We start from the raw sequence: 16,049 nt of genomic DNA, 5'->3' as shown, positions 1-16,049 counted from the left end.
GATGGCGGAGGACGGCGGCAGGGCGGTGCGGGGCGCGCTGCCCGCGCTCGCCGCCGGCCGCCTCCCCGCCCCCGCGCGATTGTTCGAATGGGCCGCCGATGAGCTGCGCGGCGGACTGGCCCGCGAGGCCGAGCAACGGCGGCTGTTTCCCTGGCTCGCCGTGGCGTTCGGGGCCGGCATCCTCGTCTTCTTCACCGCGACCGACGGGGTACCGTCCCTCGCCGCACCCCTCATCGCCGCCGCTGTCTGCCTCGGGCTGACGCCGCTTCTGCGGGCGCGGCCGGTCTGGCTCGCGCTGGTGCTCGGGCTGGCCGCCGCCTTCCTCGGTTTCGCCGCGGGCGTCTGGCGGGTGGCCTCGGTGGCCGGGCCGGTGCTGGCGCGCACCACCATCGCGCCGCTCGCCGGCACGGTGGAGGCGCTGGACGAGCGCGAGGGCGGGGCGCGGCTGATCGTGCGGGTCGAGCGGTTCGGCGAGCTTGCCGAGGCGGACCGCCCGCGGCGGGTGCGGGTCTCGTATCGCACCGCGCAGGTCGTGCGGCCGGGCGATTCGATCCGCGCCACCGCCCGGCTGCTGCCGCCGCCGGAGGCCGCGCGGCCCGGCGGCTACGACTTCGCCCGCGACGCCTACTTCCGCGGCATCGGCGCGGTCGGCTCGCTCACCGGCAAGGTCGAGATTCTTTCTCCCTCAGCGCCCCTGCCTCAAGGGTTGCGCCTTACGGCCTCCATCGACGAGGCACGCAATACGCTGACCCGGCGCATCACCGAGGCCATCGGCGGGCAGGCCGGCGCGGTGGCCGCCGCCCTGGTGACGGGCAAGCGCGGGCTGATCTCGGAGGAGACGAACGCCGTGCTGCGCGCGGCGGGCATCTACCACGTCGTCTCGATTTCCGGGCTGCACATGGTCTTGGCGGCCAGCGTGGTGTTCTGGCTGGTGCGGGCCGGGCTCGCCCTGGTGCCGATTTTGGCGCTGGCCTTTCCGATCAAGAAGGTCGCCGCGGGCGCCGCGATGCTGGGGGTGACCGCCTATTGCGCCTTCTCCGGCTGGGACGTGGCGGCCGAGCGGGCGCTCATCATGACGCTGGTGATGCTCGGCGCGATCCTCGTGGACCGCCCGGCGCTCAGCATGCGCAACCTCGCGCTCGCCGCTATCATCGCGCTCGCCCGCGAGCCGGAAGCCTTGCTCGGCCCGAGCTTCCAGATGTCGTTCGGGGCGGTCGCCGGGCTGATCGCCTGCGCGCCACTCCTCGACGGGCGACTGTTTGCCCGTGACGGCGGCTCGTGGCTCGCCCGCGCCCTGTCCTGGCTGATGACGGTCGGCGTCGGAACGCTGGCCACGACCTTGGTGGCACAGATCGCGACCGCACCCTTCGCGACCTACCACTTCCAGACCGTGCAGCCGTTCGGCCTCTTCGGCAACGCGCTGACGCTGCCGCTGGTCTCGCTCGCGGTGATGCCCGCGGCGGTCCTCGGGATGCTGGCCTATCCGTTTGCCCTCGACAAACCGGTCTGGTGGTTGATGGGGCTCGCCGTGCGGGGCATGCTCGACATCTCCGCCTGGATCTCGGGCTTCGGCCAAGCCAACGTCGTGCTGCCGGCTTTCGGCACCGGGGCGCTCGCGCTGCTGGCGCTGGCGCTCCTCGTCGCGACGCTGCCGGTCTCGCGCCTGCGGGCGCTGGCGGTGCTGCCCGCAGCACTCGGCCTCGCCTTCGCGGCGAGCCCGGCACGGTTCGATCTCTACGTGGACCGCGACGGGGCCGGGGCGGCGCTCCGCGGATCGGACGGGCGGCTCGCCGTGCTTGGGCGCCCGCCGGGCTTCGTGCTGGAGCAGTGGCTCAAGGCCGACGGTGACGCGCGCAGGGCTGCCGACGTGAGCGGCGGCCCGGATGTGCGCTGCGACCGCCTCGGCTGCACCATGATCGCCGCCGATGGCCGCAAGGTCGCGCTGGTCACCGACAAGCGCGCCTTCGCCGAGGATTGCGCCCGCGCCGACATCCTGATCAGCCGCCTGACGGCCCCGCCGAACTGCGCCGCGCCGCTGCGGATCGACCGCGCTTATCTCGCAGCGAACGGCGCCACCGCGATCCGCCTCAGACCGACCGGCCCGGAGGTCGTCACCGCCCGCGGCGCCGGCTCACCCAAGCCCTGGCAGGAGCGCCCCGGCACCGGACCGCCCGCGCCGCCCCCGGCCGCGAGCCCCGAGGCCGCCCCCGAGCCGGTCGAAGCGCCCGATTCGCCTCAGTAGCGGCGCACGAGGCTAACGAGCTTGCCCTGGATGCGCACCCGGTCGGGCCCGAGCACGCGGGTCTCGTAGGCCGGGTTGGCGGCCTCCAGCGCGATCGAGGAGCCGCGGCGGCGCAGACGCTTCAGCGTGGCTTCCTCGTCGTCGATCAGCGCGACGATGATGTCGCCGTTGTTGGCGGTCTCCTGCTTGTGGATCACCACCAGATCGCCATCGAGGATGCCGGCCTCAATCATCGAATCGCCGCGCACTTCGAGCGCGTAATGCTCGCCCCCGGCCAGGAAGTCCGGCGACATCGCGATGGTGTGGCTCTGGCTCTCGATGGCCGAGATCGGCGTACCGGCGGCGATCCGGCCCATCACCGGCACGATCACCGGGCGGCCCTCGCCGTCCTGGGCCTGAACCACCGGCGCCTTCGGCTTGCCGGCAAGTCCCCCCTCGACCACGCTCGGGGTGAAGCGGCGCGGTTCGGCAGGCGCGGGCTTGGCGGCCGGCGCGTCGGGCATGCGCAGGATCTCGAGCGCGCGGGCGCGATTCGGCAGACGACGGAGGAAGCCGCGCTCCTCCAGCGCCATGATCAGGCGGTGGATACCGGACTTCGACTTGAGATCGAGCGCGTCCTTCATCTCGTCGAAGGACGGGGGGACGCCGCTCTCCTGCATCCGGGCCTGGATGAACTGGAGCAGTTCGAGTTGCTTGCGGGTCAGCATGCGGCACCTGCTGTCGAACGCCGCAGAGGCGCGGCCCGATCACGGAAAAACAAATCGCGAACAGGCTAGACGTTCCCCACCTGTTCCGCAAGGGCGTCCTTGGCCGTTTTGAGGGCGACGGCTCGAAAGGAAAGGGCGGCGGAGCCGAAGCTCCGCCGCCCTCTTCGCTGCCTCTCGGCCGATCCGGGACCGGATCAGGCGGGGATCACGTCCACGATCTCGTAGGTGTCGGGATCGATGATGACGATGTCGTCGCGGACCAGAATGAACTGGAAGCCGCGATAGGCCGGCACCAGGGTCAGGATCGCCGGCGGCAGCGGGTGCAGCGCGATCGAGCGCGGGATCGCCGTGCCGACGTTGAGACCGAAATTCACGTTGGTGACGCGCGTGACGTTGGTGCTGGTGATCGACTGGCGGAACTCGGTGCGCTGGGTGCTGTTCAGGCTGCGCGAGGCGCCGCGGGCTTCGGAGACGTTGCCGCCGCGACCACCACGGTCGGCCGCGCCGTCCCGGCCGCCGCGCTCACCGCGCTCGGCGCCGTCACGACCACCGCGCTCACCGGCGGCGTCCTTGCCGCCGCGCTCACCGCGCTCGGCGCCGTCACGACCACCGCGCTCACCGGCGGCGTCCTTGCCGCCACGCTCGCCGCGCTCGGTGCCGTCACGGCCGCCACGCTCGCCGGCGGCGTCCTTGCCACCGCGCTCGCCGCGCTCGGCGCCGTCGCGACCGCCCTTCTCACCGGCGGCGTCCTTGCCGCCACGCTCGCCCGCAGCACCCTTGCCGCCGGGCTCGCCGGCCCGGCCGGCACCACCCGGCTCACCGCCGCGCATCGCGCCGCCGGTACCGCCCGGCTCGCCGCCGCGCATGGCACCACCCGCGCCGCCGCCGGCCTCGCCGCCGCGCATGGCGCCACCGGCGCCGCCCGCGCCACCGGCCTCACCGCCGCGCATCGCGCCGCCGCCGCCGGGACCGCCCGCGCCGCCACCCGCGCCGCCGCCGGCCCCCATTCCGGCGCCGCCACCGCCTGCGCCGCCGCCCGCACCGCCACCGGCGCCACCGCCCGCGCCGCCGCCCTGAGCCATGGCCGTCGCGGCGCCGAGCACGAGGATGGCCGCTGTGGCCGTGCTGCGTAAGAACTTGCTCATGGTACGTCCCTGTCCCCTACGCGACGCTGCCCACAGCGCCGAAACCGGCCTCGCAACGGCCGGTGCGGACAAACCGTTCCGCGAATCGCCCGGGTTTCGGAGCGATGGCGGGACAGAGAAGGGGATTTGTCCGGGCGGATTTTTCGGGATCGCGCCGCGTTCCGTTCGACGCTTTTCCCCCTCTCGCCCTCATCCTGAGGTGGCGGCGCGCAGCGGAGCACCTCAGGATGAGGGGAGTGGGTGGGAATGAGGGGGGGCTGGGGCCCGGCGCGTCGGTTCAGTTCAGATGCAGCATCGCCCGCGCCTCGTCGGACGTCGCTGGGCGGGCACCGTACTCGGCGCAGATTTGGACCGCGAGTCGCACCAGCGCGGCGTTGCCGTCGGCGAGTTCGGTCTTGGAGAGGCGGATGTTGTCCTCCAGCCCCGTGCGGATACCGGTGGCGCCCCGCGCCAGTGCCCAGCGGATCGCTTCGCGCTGGAAGCGGCCGATGCCGAAGGCGCCCCAGGTGGCCTGCGGCAGGAGGCGGCGGGTCTCGGCGAGCAGGATGTCGAGGCAGTGCGGGTCGGCCGGCATGGCGTCGGCAATGCCGAGCACGAACTGGATGTGGCTGCGCGGGTCGGTGAGGCCGGCATCGATCAGGCGGCGGGCGTTGTGGAGGTGCGAGAGGTCGAACACCTCGATCTCCGGCCGAACGCCGTTCGCCCGCATCCGCTCGGCGAGTGCCGTGTAGAGGGGGGCCGGATTCCGGTAGACGCCGGCCGCGAAATTGGTCGAGCCGGTGGTGAGCGAGGCCATGTCCGGGCGGTGGGCAAGGCAGGCGCCGCGCAGGTCCGCGTCCGGCTCCGATCCGCTCGACGAGAACTGCACGATCATGCCGGGGCAGTGGCGGCGGATGCCGTCCTGCACGCGGGCGAAGCGGTCGGGATCGTGCGAGGGGGTCTCGTCGTCCTCGCGCACGTGGATGTGGGCGAGCGCCGCCCCGGCCTCGTAGGCGGCCCGCGTCGATTCGATCTGCTCGGCCGGCGTGATCGGCACGGTCGGGTTGTCGGCCTTGCGGGCGACCGAGCCGGTGATCGCCACCGTGACGACGACGGGCCGCATGCTCGGCGCTCCTAGCCCAGGGCCTCTTCGACGGCCTTCCCGCAAGCCTGCGTGTCGGCGTTGCCGCCGAGGTCGCGCGTGCGCAGGGTCTTCTCCGAGAGCACCCGCTCGATGGCAGCGACGATCTCGGCCGCCGCTTCCCGCTCGCCGAGATGCTCCAGCATCATCGCGCCGGACCAGATCTGCCCGATCGGGTTGGCGAGCCCCTGCCCGGCGATGTCGGGGGCCGAGCCGTGGACCGGCTCGAACACGGACGGGTGCTTGCGCTCCGGGTTGATGTTGCCCGAGGGCGCGATGCCGATGGTGCCGGTGCAGGCCGGCCCGAGATCGGACAGGATGTCGCCGAAGAGGTTGGAGGCCACCACCACGTCGAACCGGTCGGGGTTCAGCACGAAATGGGCGGTCAGGATGTCGATGTGGTACTGGTCCCACCGCACGTCCGGATAGTGCTCGGCCATCGCCCGCACGCGTTCGTCCCAGTACGGCATGGTGATCGAGATGCCGTTGGACTTCGTCGCCGAGGTCAGGTGCCGCTTCGGCCGGCTCTGCGCGAGGTCGAAGGCGAAGCGCAGCACCCGGTCGGTGCCGTGGCGGGTGAAGATCGATTCCTGCATCGCGAACTCGCGGTCCGTGCCGGGAAACATCCGGCCGCCCGCGTTGGAATACTCGCCCTCGGTGTTCTCGCGGACCACCCAGAAATCGATGTCGCCGGGCTCGCGGCCGGCGAGCGGGCTCTTCACTCCCGGCATCAGGCGCACGGGGCGCAGGTTGACGTACTGGTCGAACTCGCGCCGGAACAGGATCAGCGAGCCCCACAGCGAGATGTGGTCGGGCACGCGGTCCGGCATGCCGACGGCGCCGAAATAGATCGCGTCGTGCGTGCCGATCCGCGCCTTCCAGTCCTCGGGCATCATCCGCCCGTGGGCCTCGTAATAGTCGCAGGAGGCGAAATCGAACCAGTCCTGGCGCAGCTCGAAGCCGTGGCGCTTGGCCACCCGCTCCAGCACGCGCACGCCCTCGGGCACGACCTCCTTGCCGATGCCGTCGCCGGGGATCACCGCGATCCGATAGCTGCGCTTGCCTTCCGCCAACATATCCTCCCGGCGCGACCTTTCGGTCTCCCTCGCGCCGCGGGGCTCCGGCGTCAATGCCGGGGGCGGAGAAGCGGTGTCAGTTGATCGAGCCTGTCGTCTCGCCGGGGCAGGCCGCGGGGGCACGCACCCGCAGGACGCGCTTGAGGCGAACGGGCTGCGAGCCCGCGGCGCTGTCCAGCGTGCCGACCAGCGCCTCCGGGCCGGCGGTGCCGTGGAAGCTGACGAGGCCGGCCTCGGTCTCGATGCGGAAGGCGACGTCCTTGGTGGCGTCGTCCACGACGACCGTCGTGGAAACCGGTGCCCGAAGCCCGGCCCCCTCGTAGATCAGGCCGTCGCCGTTGGGCGAGCGCTTGAGGGTGATGCGCCGCCCCGCCTGCGCCCCGTCCTCGGGGCTGGTGCAGAGGTCGGCATAGACCCAGGTGCCGGAGACCCAGCCGGGCCGCGCCTCGGCCGGCGCACCGAGCGCCACGCCGGAGGCGACGAGGCTTCCGAGGAGGGTACGGTGAAGCAGCGTCATCCCGGTCTCGTCCTCGATAGGCGACACGTCGGCCGCGACGAGAACCGAAGTTTTCGACGTGCCGCGGGTTCCGGAGACCCAAGCAAAAGGCGTGCGCAACGACACGCGGCTCCGGGCGCCTCATCCCGACCGGGAACAAAAAAGCCCGCTCCGGGGAGCGGGCCGTGAAGTCGGGGGAGGAAAACACGAGGGATGGGGCGGAGGGACCGTCGCCGGTCCCGCCGGGTCGCGGGTCAGCCCTGCTTGGTGGTCAGCGCCACCGCGACGAAGCGGGTCTGGCCCTTGGCGCTCTTGACGCGCATCAGCACCGCCTTGCGGCCATTGGCCTGCGCCGCCTTGATCTGCGCCTGCACGTCGGACGGCTTCGAGACGCTGGTGCCGGCGACATCGAGGATCACGTCGCCCTGCTCGATGCCCTTGGCCGCGGCCGGGCCGGAGGGATCGACGTCCATCACCGCCACGCCGTCGCCGCCGAGGCCGACATCGCCCGCCGGGGCGAGGCTGAGGCCCAGACGCGGCTGGCCGCTCGCGGCGTCGTCGTCGCTGCTGCGGCTCGCGACCTTGCCGTCGGTGGGCAGCGTGCCGAGTTCGACCGTGGCGACGTCGTTCTTGCCGTTGCGCAGGTAGGCGAGCTTCACCGCCGTACCGGGCTTGAGGCCGGCGATCTTGCGCGACAGCTCCTTGGCGTCGTTGATCGGCGCGCCGTTGACCGATTCGATCACGTCGCCGGACTTCAGGCCGGCCTTGGCGGCGGGCGTGCCGGTCTCGGCGTGATCGACCAGCGCGCCCTTGGCCTTGTCGAGGCCGAGGCCGTCGGCGATGTCCTTCGTCACCGGCTGGACCTGCACGCCGAGATAGCCGCGCACCACCTTGCCGTCGGTGCGGAGCTGATCGACCACCGCCTGGACCGTCTCGGCGGGGATCGCGAAGGCGAGGCCGACCGAGCCGCCCGACGGCGAGGCGATCGCGGTGTTCACGCCCACGACCTCGCCGTTGACGTTGAAGGTCGGGCCGCCCGAGTTGCCCTTGTTGATCGGCGCGTCGATCTGGAGGAAGTCGTCGTAGGGGCCGGCGCCGATGTCGCGACCGCGGGCCGAGACGATGCCGGCCGTCACCGTGCCCCCTAAGCCGAACGGGTTGCCGATGGCCACCACCCAGTCGCCGACGCGCGGGGCGCCCTTGCCGAACTGAACGTAGGGGAAGGTGCCGCTCTCGTTGATCTTCAGCAGCGCGAGGTCGGTCTTCGGGTCCTTGCCGATCACCTTGGCATCGAGGGTGCGACCGTCGTCGAGCGTCACCTGCACCGTCTTGGCCTTGTCGACGACGTGGTTGTTGGTGACCACGTAGCCGTCGCCCGAGATGATGAAGCCCGAGCCGACCGCGCCGCGCTCAGCCCGCTGCTGCGGGGCGCTGCGACCCTGCGGGCCGTTCTGGCCGCCCTGGCCGAAGCGCTTGAAGAACTCGCGCAGCTGCGGCGGCACCTGCTGCAGGTTGCCGTTGCCGGGGGTGTCGTCGTCATCGTCGTCGCTGGCGTCGGCGTTGAGCTTCACCTTCACGGCGACGACGCCGGGCTTCACCTTGTCGACCACGTCGGCGAACGAGCCCGGCGGATGCTGGGGCGCGGCGATCGGCGTCTGCGGCAGGGCCTGGGCGTAGGCCGGGGTCGCGGGCGGGGTGAGGCCGAAGCCGGCGGCGCCCCCCGCGACGAGGGCGGCCGCGGCGGCGGAGGCGAGGGCGCGGCGGCGAACGGTCAGGGTCATGGACGGGTCTCTCTTCCGAAACTCTGTGGGCCGGCCGCCGGGGCGGCGGGCCGTGAGAGTGTTTCTAGGGAGGCCCGTCTGACGCCGGGGTGTCGCGAAGGTTACGTTTTGGACAGGTGGCGATTCAGTCCGCGAGGGGCGCCAGCGGCGCGGCGCCGGCTCGCCAGCGCAGGTCCGCCAGCAGGCCGAGCGGATGGGTGTCGAGCACGGGCGTCGTCGGCACGCCCGCCGCGTCGAGGAGGTCCGCCGCCCAGTGGTTGCAGACGTTGGCATACGAGAAGCGGCCGTTCGCCTCGTAGAACAGGCTCGGCCCGTAGAGGCCGGGGCCGAGATCGACCGGCTGATTTTTTGTGAGTTTGAAGCTCGCCTCCAGGCGGGCGATCAGGCGCGCGAGGCCGGCGCGGGAGACGCGGACCGGGACGATGTCGGCGCTCGGAAACGAGTCGCGGGCGGGGCGTTCGAGACCGACCACCTGGATCACGCCGTCGCTGCCGCCGGGGGTGAAAAGGGCGCTCAAAGCGAGGCGCCAGTCGAAGGCAGCGAGCGTCGGCGTGGCGCGGTAGAAGCGGGCCTCGCCCCAGCCGAATTCCAGCTCCGAAAAGTCGCGGAAGCGGGTGGCGACGTTGCGCAGGGCCGCGCCCGCCCCCTCCCCCGTCACGCTCTCGCGCCGGAGCACGAGGCCGGAATGCCAGCCGTGGCTGACCAGCAGCACGGTCTCGGCGTCCGCCTCGTTCGTCGGGTAGAGCGCCAGGTCGCCAGTTTTCGCCGTTAGTATAACGGTGAATAATACTGACAGCACGATTGCGATCAGTATATATGCAAAATATGATTTTCTCAATCGAATAACGGCATGTCTATAATTGTCGATTTTTCCTTGCGTCTCCTTGGCTTGACCCTGTTGCTTGCCTCTACAATATCTAGAGCATTACTAATAGTAGTTAGCCTGCTGGTAAGCATATCGTGGTCCCACAAATTGATACTTGAAAGATTAAAGCGATCAACTACGCGTTGTTTTGTCCCAATTGGAGCGCTGGCTTCGATAAATTCGATATCAGATGGGAGGCCGTAAAATTCCGTATCCAGCAAATAAATTTTCATTATAGTGGCAATCATTCCAATCTGAGTGGCAGTTAGATTGGTTCCTTTGCGCGGCCAGATGAAACAAATATTCACGACACTATTTTCAACAAAGAAAAAAGGCACTCTAAATCCGGCCTGTCTGCGACCGTAGCTAAATTTTCGGGCAGAAAGATCGAAGACTTGTGTTGTGCGGCCGAACGCGCCTGGAGCAACCTCAAAGACAAGGTCTTTGTTTGACTTCCGACCAAGCTCTGTCCTCTCACCCTCGCAGGCCAAAAGCAGTTGATCCAAACGATGCAGGCCGGAATATGCAGCCTTAATGGATCTCATTCCCTTTATGTAGTTGAAAGATCCGCCGGGCTCGTTGGAATAATGAATGAGCCATTCTGCGGCTTCGTCAGGAGTATTGCCAACGACTCTAGCTAAATCCGGTACTGAAAGGGACGGCAGTTTCGGCGTCACGAAGGAGACTCCCGTTCACGGCTTGTCCAATATAATGCCGTCTGGTCACTAAACCAACTGCGGATTAACGAATTGGGGATAACCATCCCCGCCACTGCCTTTGAATCTGCCTGCCGCCAGACGACGTCCCATGGCGCACCGGCTTCATGTGTAAGATCGGACAGCTTGTACGCATGAAATTTTGAGTAATAATCGAATATTTCTCCCAAAAATTTTGTCAATTCTTCATTGAAGTCATAGGGGGACTCGACAAACCCAGAGCTTGCTATGCTGAAAGATTTGAATTTTGCAGTGATGGCATGCTTGTCCGATTGCTTGCATTGATCGTAAACCACTCGATTGACCGGCCCGAATTTCCATGCTTCGAAAGGCTGTCCGATCAGAGGCTCGCCGTATTTAACTAAATGCCAAGCATGCGCAAAGTATAAAACCTTCAATAGCGTCATTACGGACAGGGCCCTTCCTTCCGAAAGAGCCCTGTCGATAAAAAAATTTGACACTGATCTTGCGTCGAACATGGCTCGATCTTGTTACGACGAAGAGCGTCTAATTAATCAGATAACCGGGCAAGCGCTTCCTCGATCTTGGCGAGCCGCGCGGCCTCGGCGTCGCGGCGCTCGCGCTGCTCGTCCACCACCTCTTCCGGCGCGCGGGCGATGAAGTCGGCGTTGTTGAGCTTGCCGTCGAGCTTGGCGATCTCGGCGCGCGCCTTGCCGCCCTCCTTCTGGAGGCGGGCGACTTCCGCCGCGAGATCGACGATGCCCTCCAGCGGCAGGGCGGCGACGCTGCCGCGCACGAGGAGCTGCACCGAGTTCTTCGGAGCGGCATCCGCATGTCCGATCTCGGAGAGGCGAGCGAGGCGCACCAGGGTCTCGCTCCAGCGGTCGAGGCGGGCGCGCACGGTCGCGTCGGCCGCGACCATCACCAGTGGCACCTGGGCGCCGGCGGGCACGTTGGTCTCGGAGCGGGCCGAGCGCACCTCGGAGATCAGCTCGACCAGCCAGCCGATCTCGGCCTCGGCCTCGGCATCCGCATAGGCCGACAGATCGGGCCAGGATTCGAGCGCGAGCAAGCCGCGGGCATCGGGCAGCACCTCGCCCTTGATCGCCCACAGCTCCTCCGTGAGGAAGGGCATGAACGGATGCAGCAGCTTGGCGATCTGGTCGATCAGGAAGGCGACGGTCTCTTGCGTCTCGGCGCGCGCCGCCGGGTCGACGCCCTCGCCCTGGAGCACGGGCTTGGCGAGTTCGAGGTACCAATCACAAAAAACGTTCCAGACGAAGCGGTAGGCGGCGGCCGCCGCGTCGTTGAAGCGGTAGACCGTGATGCCCTGGGCCACCTCGGCCACCGCCTTGGCGGCCTCGGTGAGCGCCCAGCGGTTCAGCGTCTCCCCGACGTCCTCGGGGCGGAAATCGGCCTTCAGCGCGCAGCCGTTCAATTCGGCAAACCGAGCGGCATTCCAGAGCTTCGTCGCGAAGTTGCGATAGCTCTCGACCCGCTGCGGCCCGAGCTTGATGTCGCGGCCGGGGGCTGCGAGCGCGGCGAGCGTGAAACGGAGCGCGTCGGCGCCGAAACGGTCGATCAGATCGACCGGATCGACGACGTTGCCCTTCGACTTCGACATCTTGGCACCCTTCTCGTCGCGGACGAGGGTGTGCAGGTAGACGGTGTCGAACGGGGCGCGGTCGGTGAGCTGGAGGCCCATCATCATCATCCGGGCGACCCAGAAGAAGATGATGTCCTTGCCGGTGACCAGGGTGTTGGTCGGGTAGAACCGGGCGAGTTCGGGCATGGCGTCGGGCCAGCCGAGCGTCGAGAACGGCCACAGCGCCGAGGAGAACCACGTGTCGAGCACGTCGGGATCGCGGGTGAGCGCGACCGGGCGGCCGTTCTTGGCTTGCGCCTGGGCCAGCGCTTCGTCTTCGCTGCCAGCGACGAACCAGTTGCCCTCCCCGTCGTACCAGACCGGGATCTGATGGCCCCACCAGAGCTGGCGCGAGATGCACCACGGCTCGATGTTCTCCAGCCACTGGAAGAAGGTCTTTTCGTAGTTGTCGGGGACGAAGCGGGTCTGCCCGTCGCGCACGGCCTGGAGCGCGCGCTCGGCCAGCGGCTTGACGTTCACGTACCACTGGTCGGTGAGATACGGCTCGATCACGACGCCGGAGCGGTCGCCGTGCGGAACCGCGTGGGTGTTGGGCTCGACGGTGCGCAGGCGCCCGCGCTCCTCCATCAGGGCGACGACCTGCTTGCGCGCCTTCTCCCGCTCCAGGCCGTCGAGCGCCATCGCGGCCTCTTCCGGCTCGGCGCCTTCGAGGAACGCGGCGTTGCCGGCGATCTGGATGCGCGCCTCGGGGTCGAGGATGTTGATGGCGGCGACGCCCGCGCGGCGACCGACCTCGAAGTCGTTGAAATCGTGGGCAGGCGTGATCTTGACCGCGCCGGTGCCCTTCTCCGGGTCGGAATAGCTGTCGGCGACGATGGGGATCAGGCGGCCGACGAGCGGCAGGCGCACGCGTTTCCCGACCAGCGCGGTGTAGCGCTCGTCCTCGGGGTGGACCGCAACCGCGGTGTCGCCGAGCATGGTCTCGGGCCGCGTGGTCGCGACGGTGATGACCTCGCCGGTCTCGGCGCCAGCCTCGTCCACGACCGGATAGTCGAAGTGCCAGAGATGGCCCTTGGTCTCGACCTGCTGGACTTCGAGATCGGAGATCGCGGTCTGGAACTTCGGGTCCCAGTTCACGAGGCGCTTGTCGCGGTAGATCAGCCCCTGCGCGTGCAGGTCCACGAAGGTTTTTGTGACTGCGCGGACCATCTGGTCGTCCGGCGCGCCGGTGGCCCCCATGGTGAATCGCTCGCGCGACCAGTCGCAGGAGGCGCCGAGCCGCTTGAGCTGGCCGATGATGGTGCCGCCCGATTCCTCCTTCCAGGCCCAGACCCGGCGCAGGAATTCTTCGCGACCCAAGGTCCGGCGATCCGGCTGCCCCGTCTCGGCGAGCTTGCGCTCGACCACCATCTGCGTGGCGATGCCGGCATGGTCCATGCCCGGCTGCCACAGCACGTCGCGCCCGCGCATCCGCTCGAACCGGGCGAGGATGTCCTGGATCGTGTTGTTGAGGGCGTGGCCCATATGCAGCGAGCCCGTCACGTTCGGCGGCGGGATCATGATGCAGTAGGGCTCGGCGCCCGCGCGCTCGGGCCGGCCGGCGCGGAAGGCGTCCGCCTGTTCCCAAGCCGCGGAGACGCGCGACTCGACGGCGGCGGGATCGAAGGTCTTGTCCATCATGGGCGGAGCGGGCGTTTCGACGACGGAAAAAGCTGCCGCCGCTATCGGCCCGCGGCCCCGGTGCCGTCAACCTCGACGGGGCGCCGACGACCCGGGATAGCGTTGCCCGGAGCGGGACTCGAACCCACCGCCGTCATTCCGGGGCCGCGCAGCGGAACCCGGAATCCACCCGTGATGCGCGGCTATACGAGGCGTGGAGGCCAGTCGTGGATTCCGGGTTCTCGCCTTCGGCGAGCCCCGGAATGACGGGGGTGGGGTGAAGGAACGCGGCTAGCGTCCGCGGGTGACCCGCTCAATCTCGGCGCGGACAAGCCGCTCGACCATCTGCGGCAGGTTTTCGTCGAGCCAGCCCTTCAGCATCGGCCGCAGCATCTCCTTGACGAGATCCTCCAACGTGCGGGCGTTGTTCGACAGGACCGTGTGAGCGAGCAGCTGAAAATTCTGGCCGACGCTCTCGACGGTGCTCGACGAGACGAGGCGCTCGGTCACCTCCTCCTCGACCGCGGCACGGATCCGCTCGGCCGGGCGCGGCGGCGGTGGGGCAACCAAGACCGGCTCGGGTTCGGGCGCGGGCTCCGGCTCGAAGCCCGGCTCGGGTTCGAAGTCGAAATCGACCGTCGGCTCCGGTTCGGGCTCCGGCATGCGGAAGTCGATCTCCGGCATGTCGAACGGGACCGGCTCGGGCTTGGCGGGCTCGGGCTTGCGCACCGGCTCGGCCACCTCGGCGAGATCGAGGATGTCGTCCTCGACCGGCGGCGGCGGCGGAGGGGGCGGCGGCGCCTCGGCGACCTCGGCGGGCTTGGCGGCCTGATCGTCGGCGATGATGCGGCGGATCGAGGCCAGGATCTCCTCCATGGAGGGTTCCTGGGTCTTGTCCTGGACCTTAAGGCTCGCTGCGCTCATCTCGGGCGATACTCGGTGACGATTGACAAGACGACGAAATGGTTAACCAACTATTTCATCGTCTCTTCCGACATCAACCGCTCGCTCGGCGCCGCCAACAGGATTCGGCGATTCCGATCAGCGGCCGTCGGGGGTGCGGACGCCGAACCACAGATCGCGCACCTGATCGAAGTGCTCCCGCGGGCTGTAGGGCGTGACCGGCAGCGAGGTGAAGCGCACGGTGAGCCGACCCACCGCCTGCACCACGTCGTAGGAGTTCACCACGCGGTTGCGCTGGGCCAGGATCAGATTGACGCGGGCGTTCAGCAGTTCCTGCTGCGCGTTCAGCACGTCGAGGGTGGTGCGCTGGCCGACGCGGGCTTCCTCGCGCACGCCGTTCAGCGCCACCTCGTTGGCCTGCACCTGCGCCTGCGAGGCGATCACCTGCGCCTTGGAGGCCTCCAGATTGCCCCAGGTCCGCACGATCGAGGCGCGGATCGTGTCGCGGTCGCGGTCGGCTACGAGCCGGGCCTGACCCACGTTCTCCTTGGCCTGCCGGATCACCGCGTATTCGGCGCCGCCCTGGTAGAGCGGGATGTTGACGCGGCCGACGATGGAGGCGGTGACGCCGTTGTCGCCGGGGAACTGTTGGTCGTAGCGCTGCTGCACCGCGCCGGTGAGCTGCGCCTGGGGATAGAGCGCGCCCTCGGCGACCTTCACCTGCAGCTCGGCCACGTCCACCGCGTGGAGCGAGGCGAGAATCTGCGGGTGCTCCTTGAGGCCGATCAGGATCGCCTGATCGAGGTTGCTTGGCACGAACCGGTCGAGGGGGCGGCCCGGGGCGAGCTGGCGCGGCTCGACGCCGATGATCTGGCGGAAGATGCCGATCGAGGCGCGCAGGTTCGCCTCCGCCGTCGCCACCTGCGAGCGGGCGCCCGCGAGGCGGGCCTCGGCCTGGGCGACGTCGGTGCGGGTCACCTCGCCGACGTTGAAGCGGTCGCGGGTCTGGCGGAGCTGCTCCTCCAGCACCTCGACGTTGTTGCGCTGGAGTTCCAGGGTCGCGGTGTCGGACAGCACGTTCATGTACGCCTGGGCGGCGTTGAACAGCGTGTTCATCTCGGTCTGGCGCAGCGATTCGCGCGTGCTGAGCACGGTCGATTCGGCTGAGCGGACCCGGTTGTCGGTCTGAAACCCGTCGAACAGGTTCTGGTTGACGGTGATGCCCGCGCCGGCCGGAACGGTCGAGCCCCGTCGCCCGCCGACCTGGATCCCGGAGATCGAGCCCTGGAACTGCTGGACGCCGATATCGGCCGAGATCGCGGCGTTGGGCCGGTAGCCGGACTGGAAGCGGTTCACGTCCTCGTCGGTCGCGCGCAGGTTGGCCCGCGCGGCGTTCAGCGCCGGGTTGGCTTGGTAGGCGCGCGACAGGGCGCTCTCGAGGGTCTCGGCGCCGGCCGGACTCGCGACCGCCAGTGCCGTGACGACGGCACCGGCGAACCGGAGTGCAGACCGCGCCGCAGGGTTCCGTTCTCTCACGTCGATCAGCCCTTGCGGTTTCTCGATTCGCCGTTTCGCCGCGCCCGGCTCGGTCTTCGTCCCGCGCCCGCCCTCCGAAGGGCGTCGCCGGTTCGAAATCCGCCGGGCTCGTCGGCACGGCCTCTCCCGCGCCTGAAGCGCCGGGACAGCCTGCCCGCCTCGCGGCGCAGCATAGCTTAGCTTGAGCCTGCAGGGACAGGGCCACGCACGCCCGCGTGATCGGATTGCCTGTGGGG

The 16,049-nt window shown here is 69.1% G+C and carries 13 protein-coding genes; 1 reads left to right on the top strand and 12 read right to left on the bottom strand.

The window, feature by feature from the left end:
• Position 1 precedes the first annotated feature (1 nt).
• Positions 2-2,242, top strand: a complete 2,241-nt coding sequence (locus AAHG03_RS19650) for a ComEC/Rec2 family competence protein (RefSeq protein WP_342152587.1) — start codon at positions 2-4, stop codon at positions 2,240-2,242.
• Here the strand turns inward: AAHG03_RS19650 and lexA are convergent.
• The 12 genes from lexA to AAHG03_RS19590 all read right to left on the bottom strand — a co-directional run bounded on the left by lexA (position 2,236) and on the right by AAHG03_RS19590 (position 15,813).
• Complete coding sequence (gene lexA / locus AAHG03_RS19645; protein ID WP_342152586.1) at positions 2,236-2,949, bottom strand: transcriptional repressor LexA; 714 nt, start codon at positions 2,947-2,949, stop codon at positions 2,236-2,238. The genes AAHG03_RS19650 and lexA overlap by 7 nt on opposite strands.
• Positions 2,950-3,143: 194 nt before the next feature.
• Entirely contained in the window at positions 3,144-4,094 is a 951-nt protein-coding gene (locus AAHG03_RS19640; protein WP_342152585.1) for a DUF1236 domain-containing protein, read from the bottom strand.
• 277 nt (positions 4,095-4,371) lie between these two features.
• Positions 4,372-5,196: a beta-keto acid cleavage family enzyme gene (locus AAHG03_RS19635; protein ID WP_342152584.1), complete on the bottom strand. Its 825-nt coding sequence runs from the start codon at positions 5,194-5,196 to the stop codon at positions 4,372-4,374.
• 11 nt (positions 5,197-5,207) lie between these two features.
• Entirely contained in the window at positions 5,208-6,290 is a 1,083-nt protein-coding gene (locus tag AAHG03_RS19630; protein WP_412759772.1) for a tartrate dehydrogenase, read from the bottom strand.
• A gap of 76 nt (positions 6,291-6,366) precedes the next feature.
• Positions 6,367-6,807: a hypothetical protein gene (locus tag AAHG03_RS19625; RefSeq protein WP_342152581.1), complete on the bottom strand. Its 441-nt coding sequence runs from the start codon at positions 6,805-6,807 to the stop codon at positions 6,367-6,369.
• Between the two features lie 233 nt (positions 6,808-7,040).
• On the bottom strand, positions 7,041-8,567 hold the full coding sequence (locus AAHG03_RS19620) for a Do family serine endopeptidase (protein ID WP_342152580.1): 1,527 nt from the start codon (positions 8,565-8,567) through the stop codon (positions 7,041-7,043).
• 124 nt (positions 8,568-8,691) lie between these two features.
• Positions 8,692-9,366, bottom strand: coding sequence for a DUF2459 domain-containing protein (locus tag AAHG03_RS19615; protein WP_342152579.1), 675 nt, complete (start codon positions 9,364-9,366; stop codon positions 8,692-8,694).
• Between the two features lie 35 nt (positions 9,367-9,401).
• Positions 9,402-10,109: a hypothetical protein gene (locus tag AAHG03_RS19610; RefSeq protein WP_342152578.1), complete on the bottom strand. Its 708-nt coding sequence runs from the start codon at positions 10,107-10,109 to the stop codon at positions 9,402-9,404.
• On the bottom strand, positions 10,106-10,627 hold the full coding sequence (locus AAHG03_RS19605; protein WP_342152577.1) for a Panacea domain-containing protein: 522 nt from the start codon (positions 10,625-10,627) through the stop codon (positions 10,106-10,108). Before AAHG03_RS19605 ends, AAHG03_RS19610 begins: the two co-directional genes overlap by 4 nt.
• A 32-nt stretch (positions 10,628-10,659) precedes the next feature.
• The gene (locus tag AAHG03_RS19600; protein WP_342152576.1) at positions 10,660-13,395 is read right to left on the bottom strand and encodes a valine--tRNA ligase; all 2,736 of its coding nucleotides are present in this window, start codon (positions 13,393-13,395) and stop codon (positions 10,660-10,662) included.
• Between the two features lie 270 nt (positions 13,396-13,665).
• Positions 13,666-14,298 carry a PopZ family protein gene (locus tag AAHG03_RS19595; RefSeq protein WP_342152575.1) on the bottom strand — a complete coding sequence of 211 codons (633 nt, stop codon included), beginning with the start codon at positions 14,296-14,298 and terminating at the stop codon, positions 13,666-13,668.
• Positions 14,299-14,415: 117 nt separating this feature from the next.
• The gene (locus AAHG03_RS19590) at positions 14,416-15,813 is read right to left on the bottom strand and encodes a TolC family outer membrane protein (RefSeq protein WP_342152574.1); all 1,398 of its coding nucleotides are present in this window, start codon (positions 15,811-15,813) and stop codon (positions 14,416-14,418) included.
• Positions 15,814-16,049: the final 236 nt, after the last annotated feature.

Source organism: Methylorubrum subtropicum, assembly GCF_038442325.1.
Taxonomy (GTDB): domain Bacteria; phylum Pseudomonadota; class Alphaproteobacteria; order Rhizobiales; family Beijerinckiaceae; genus Methylobacterium; species Methylobacterium subtropicum.
This window is presented reverse-complemented; position numbering and strand designations above follow the sequence as displayed.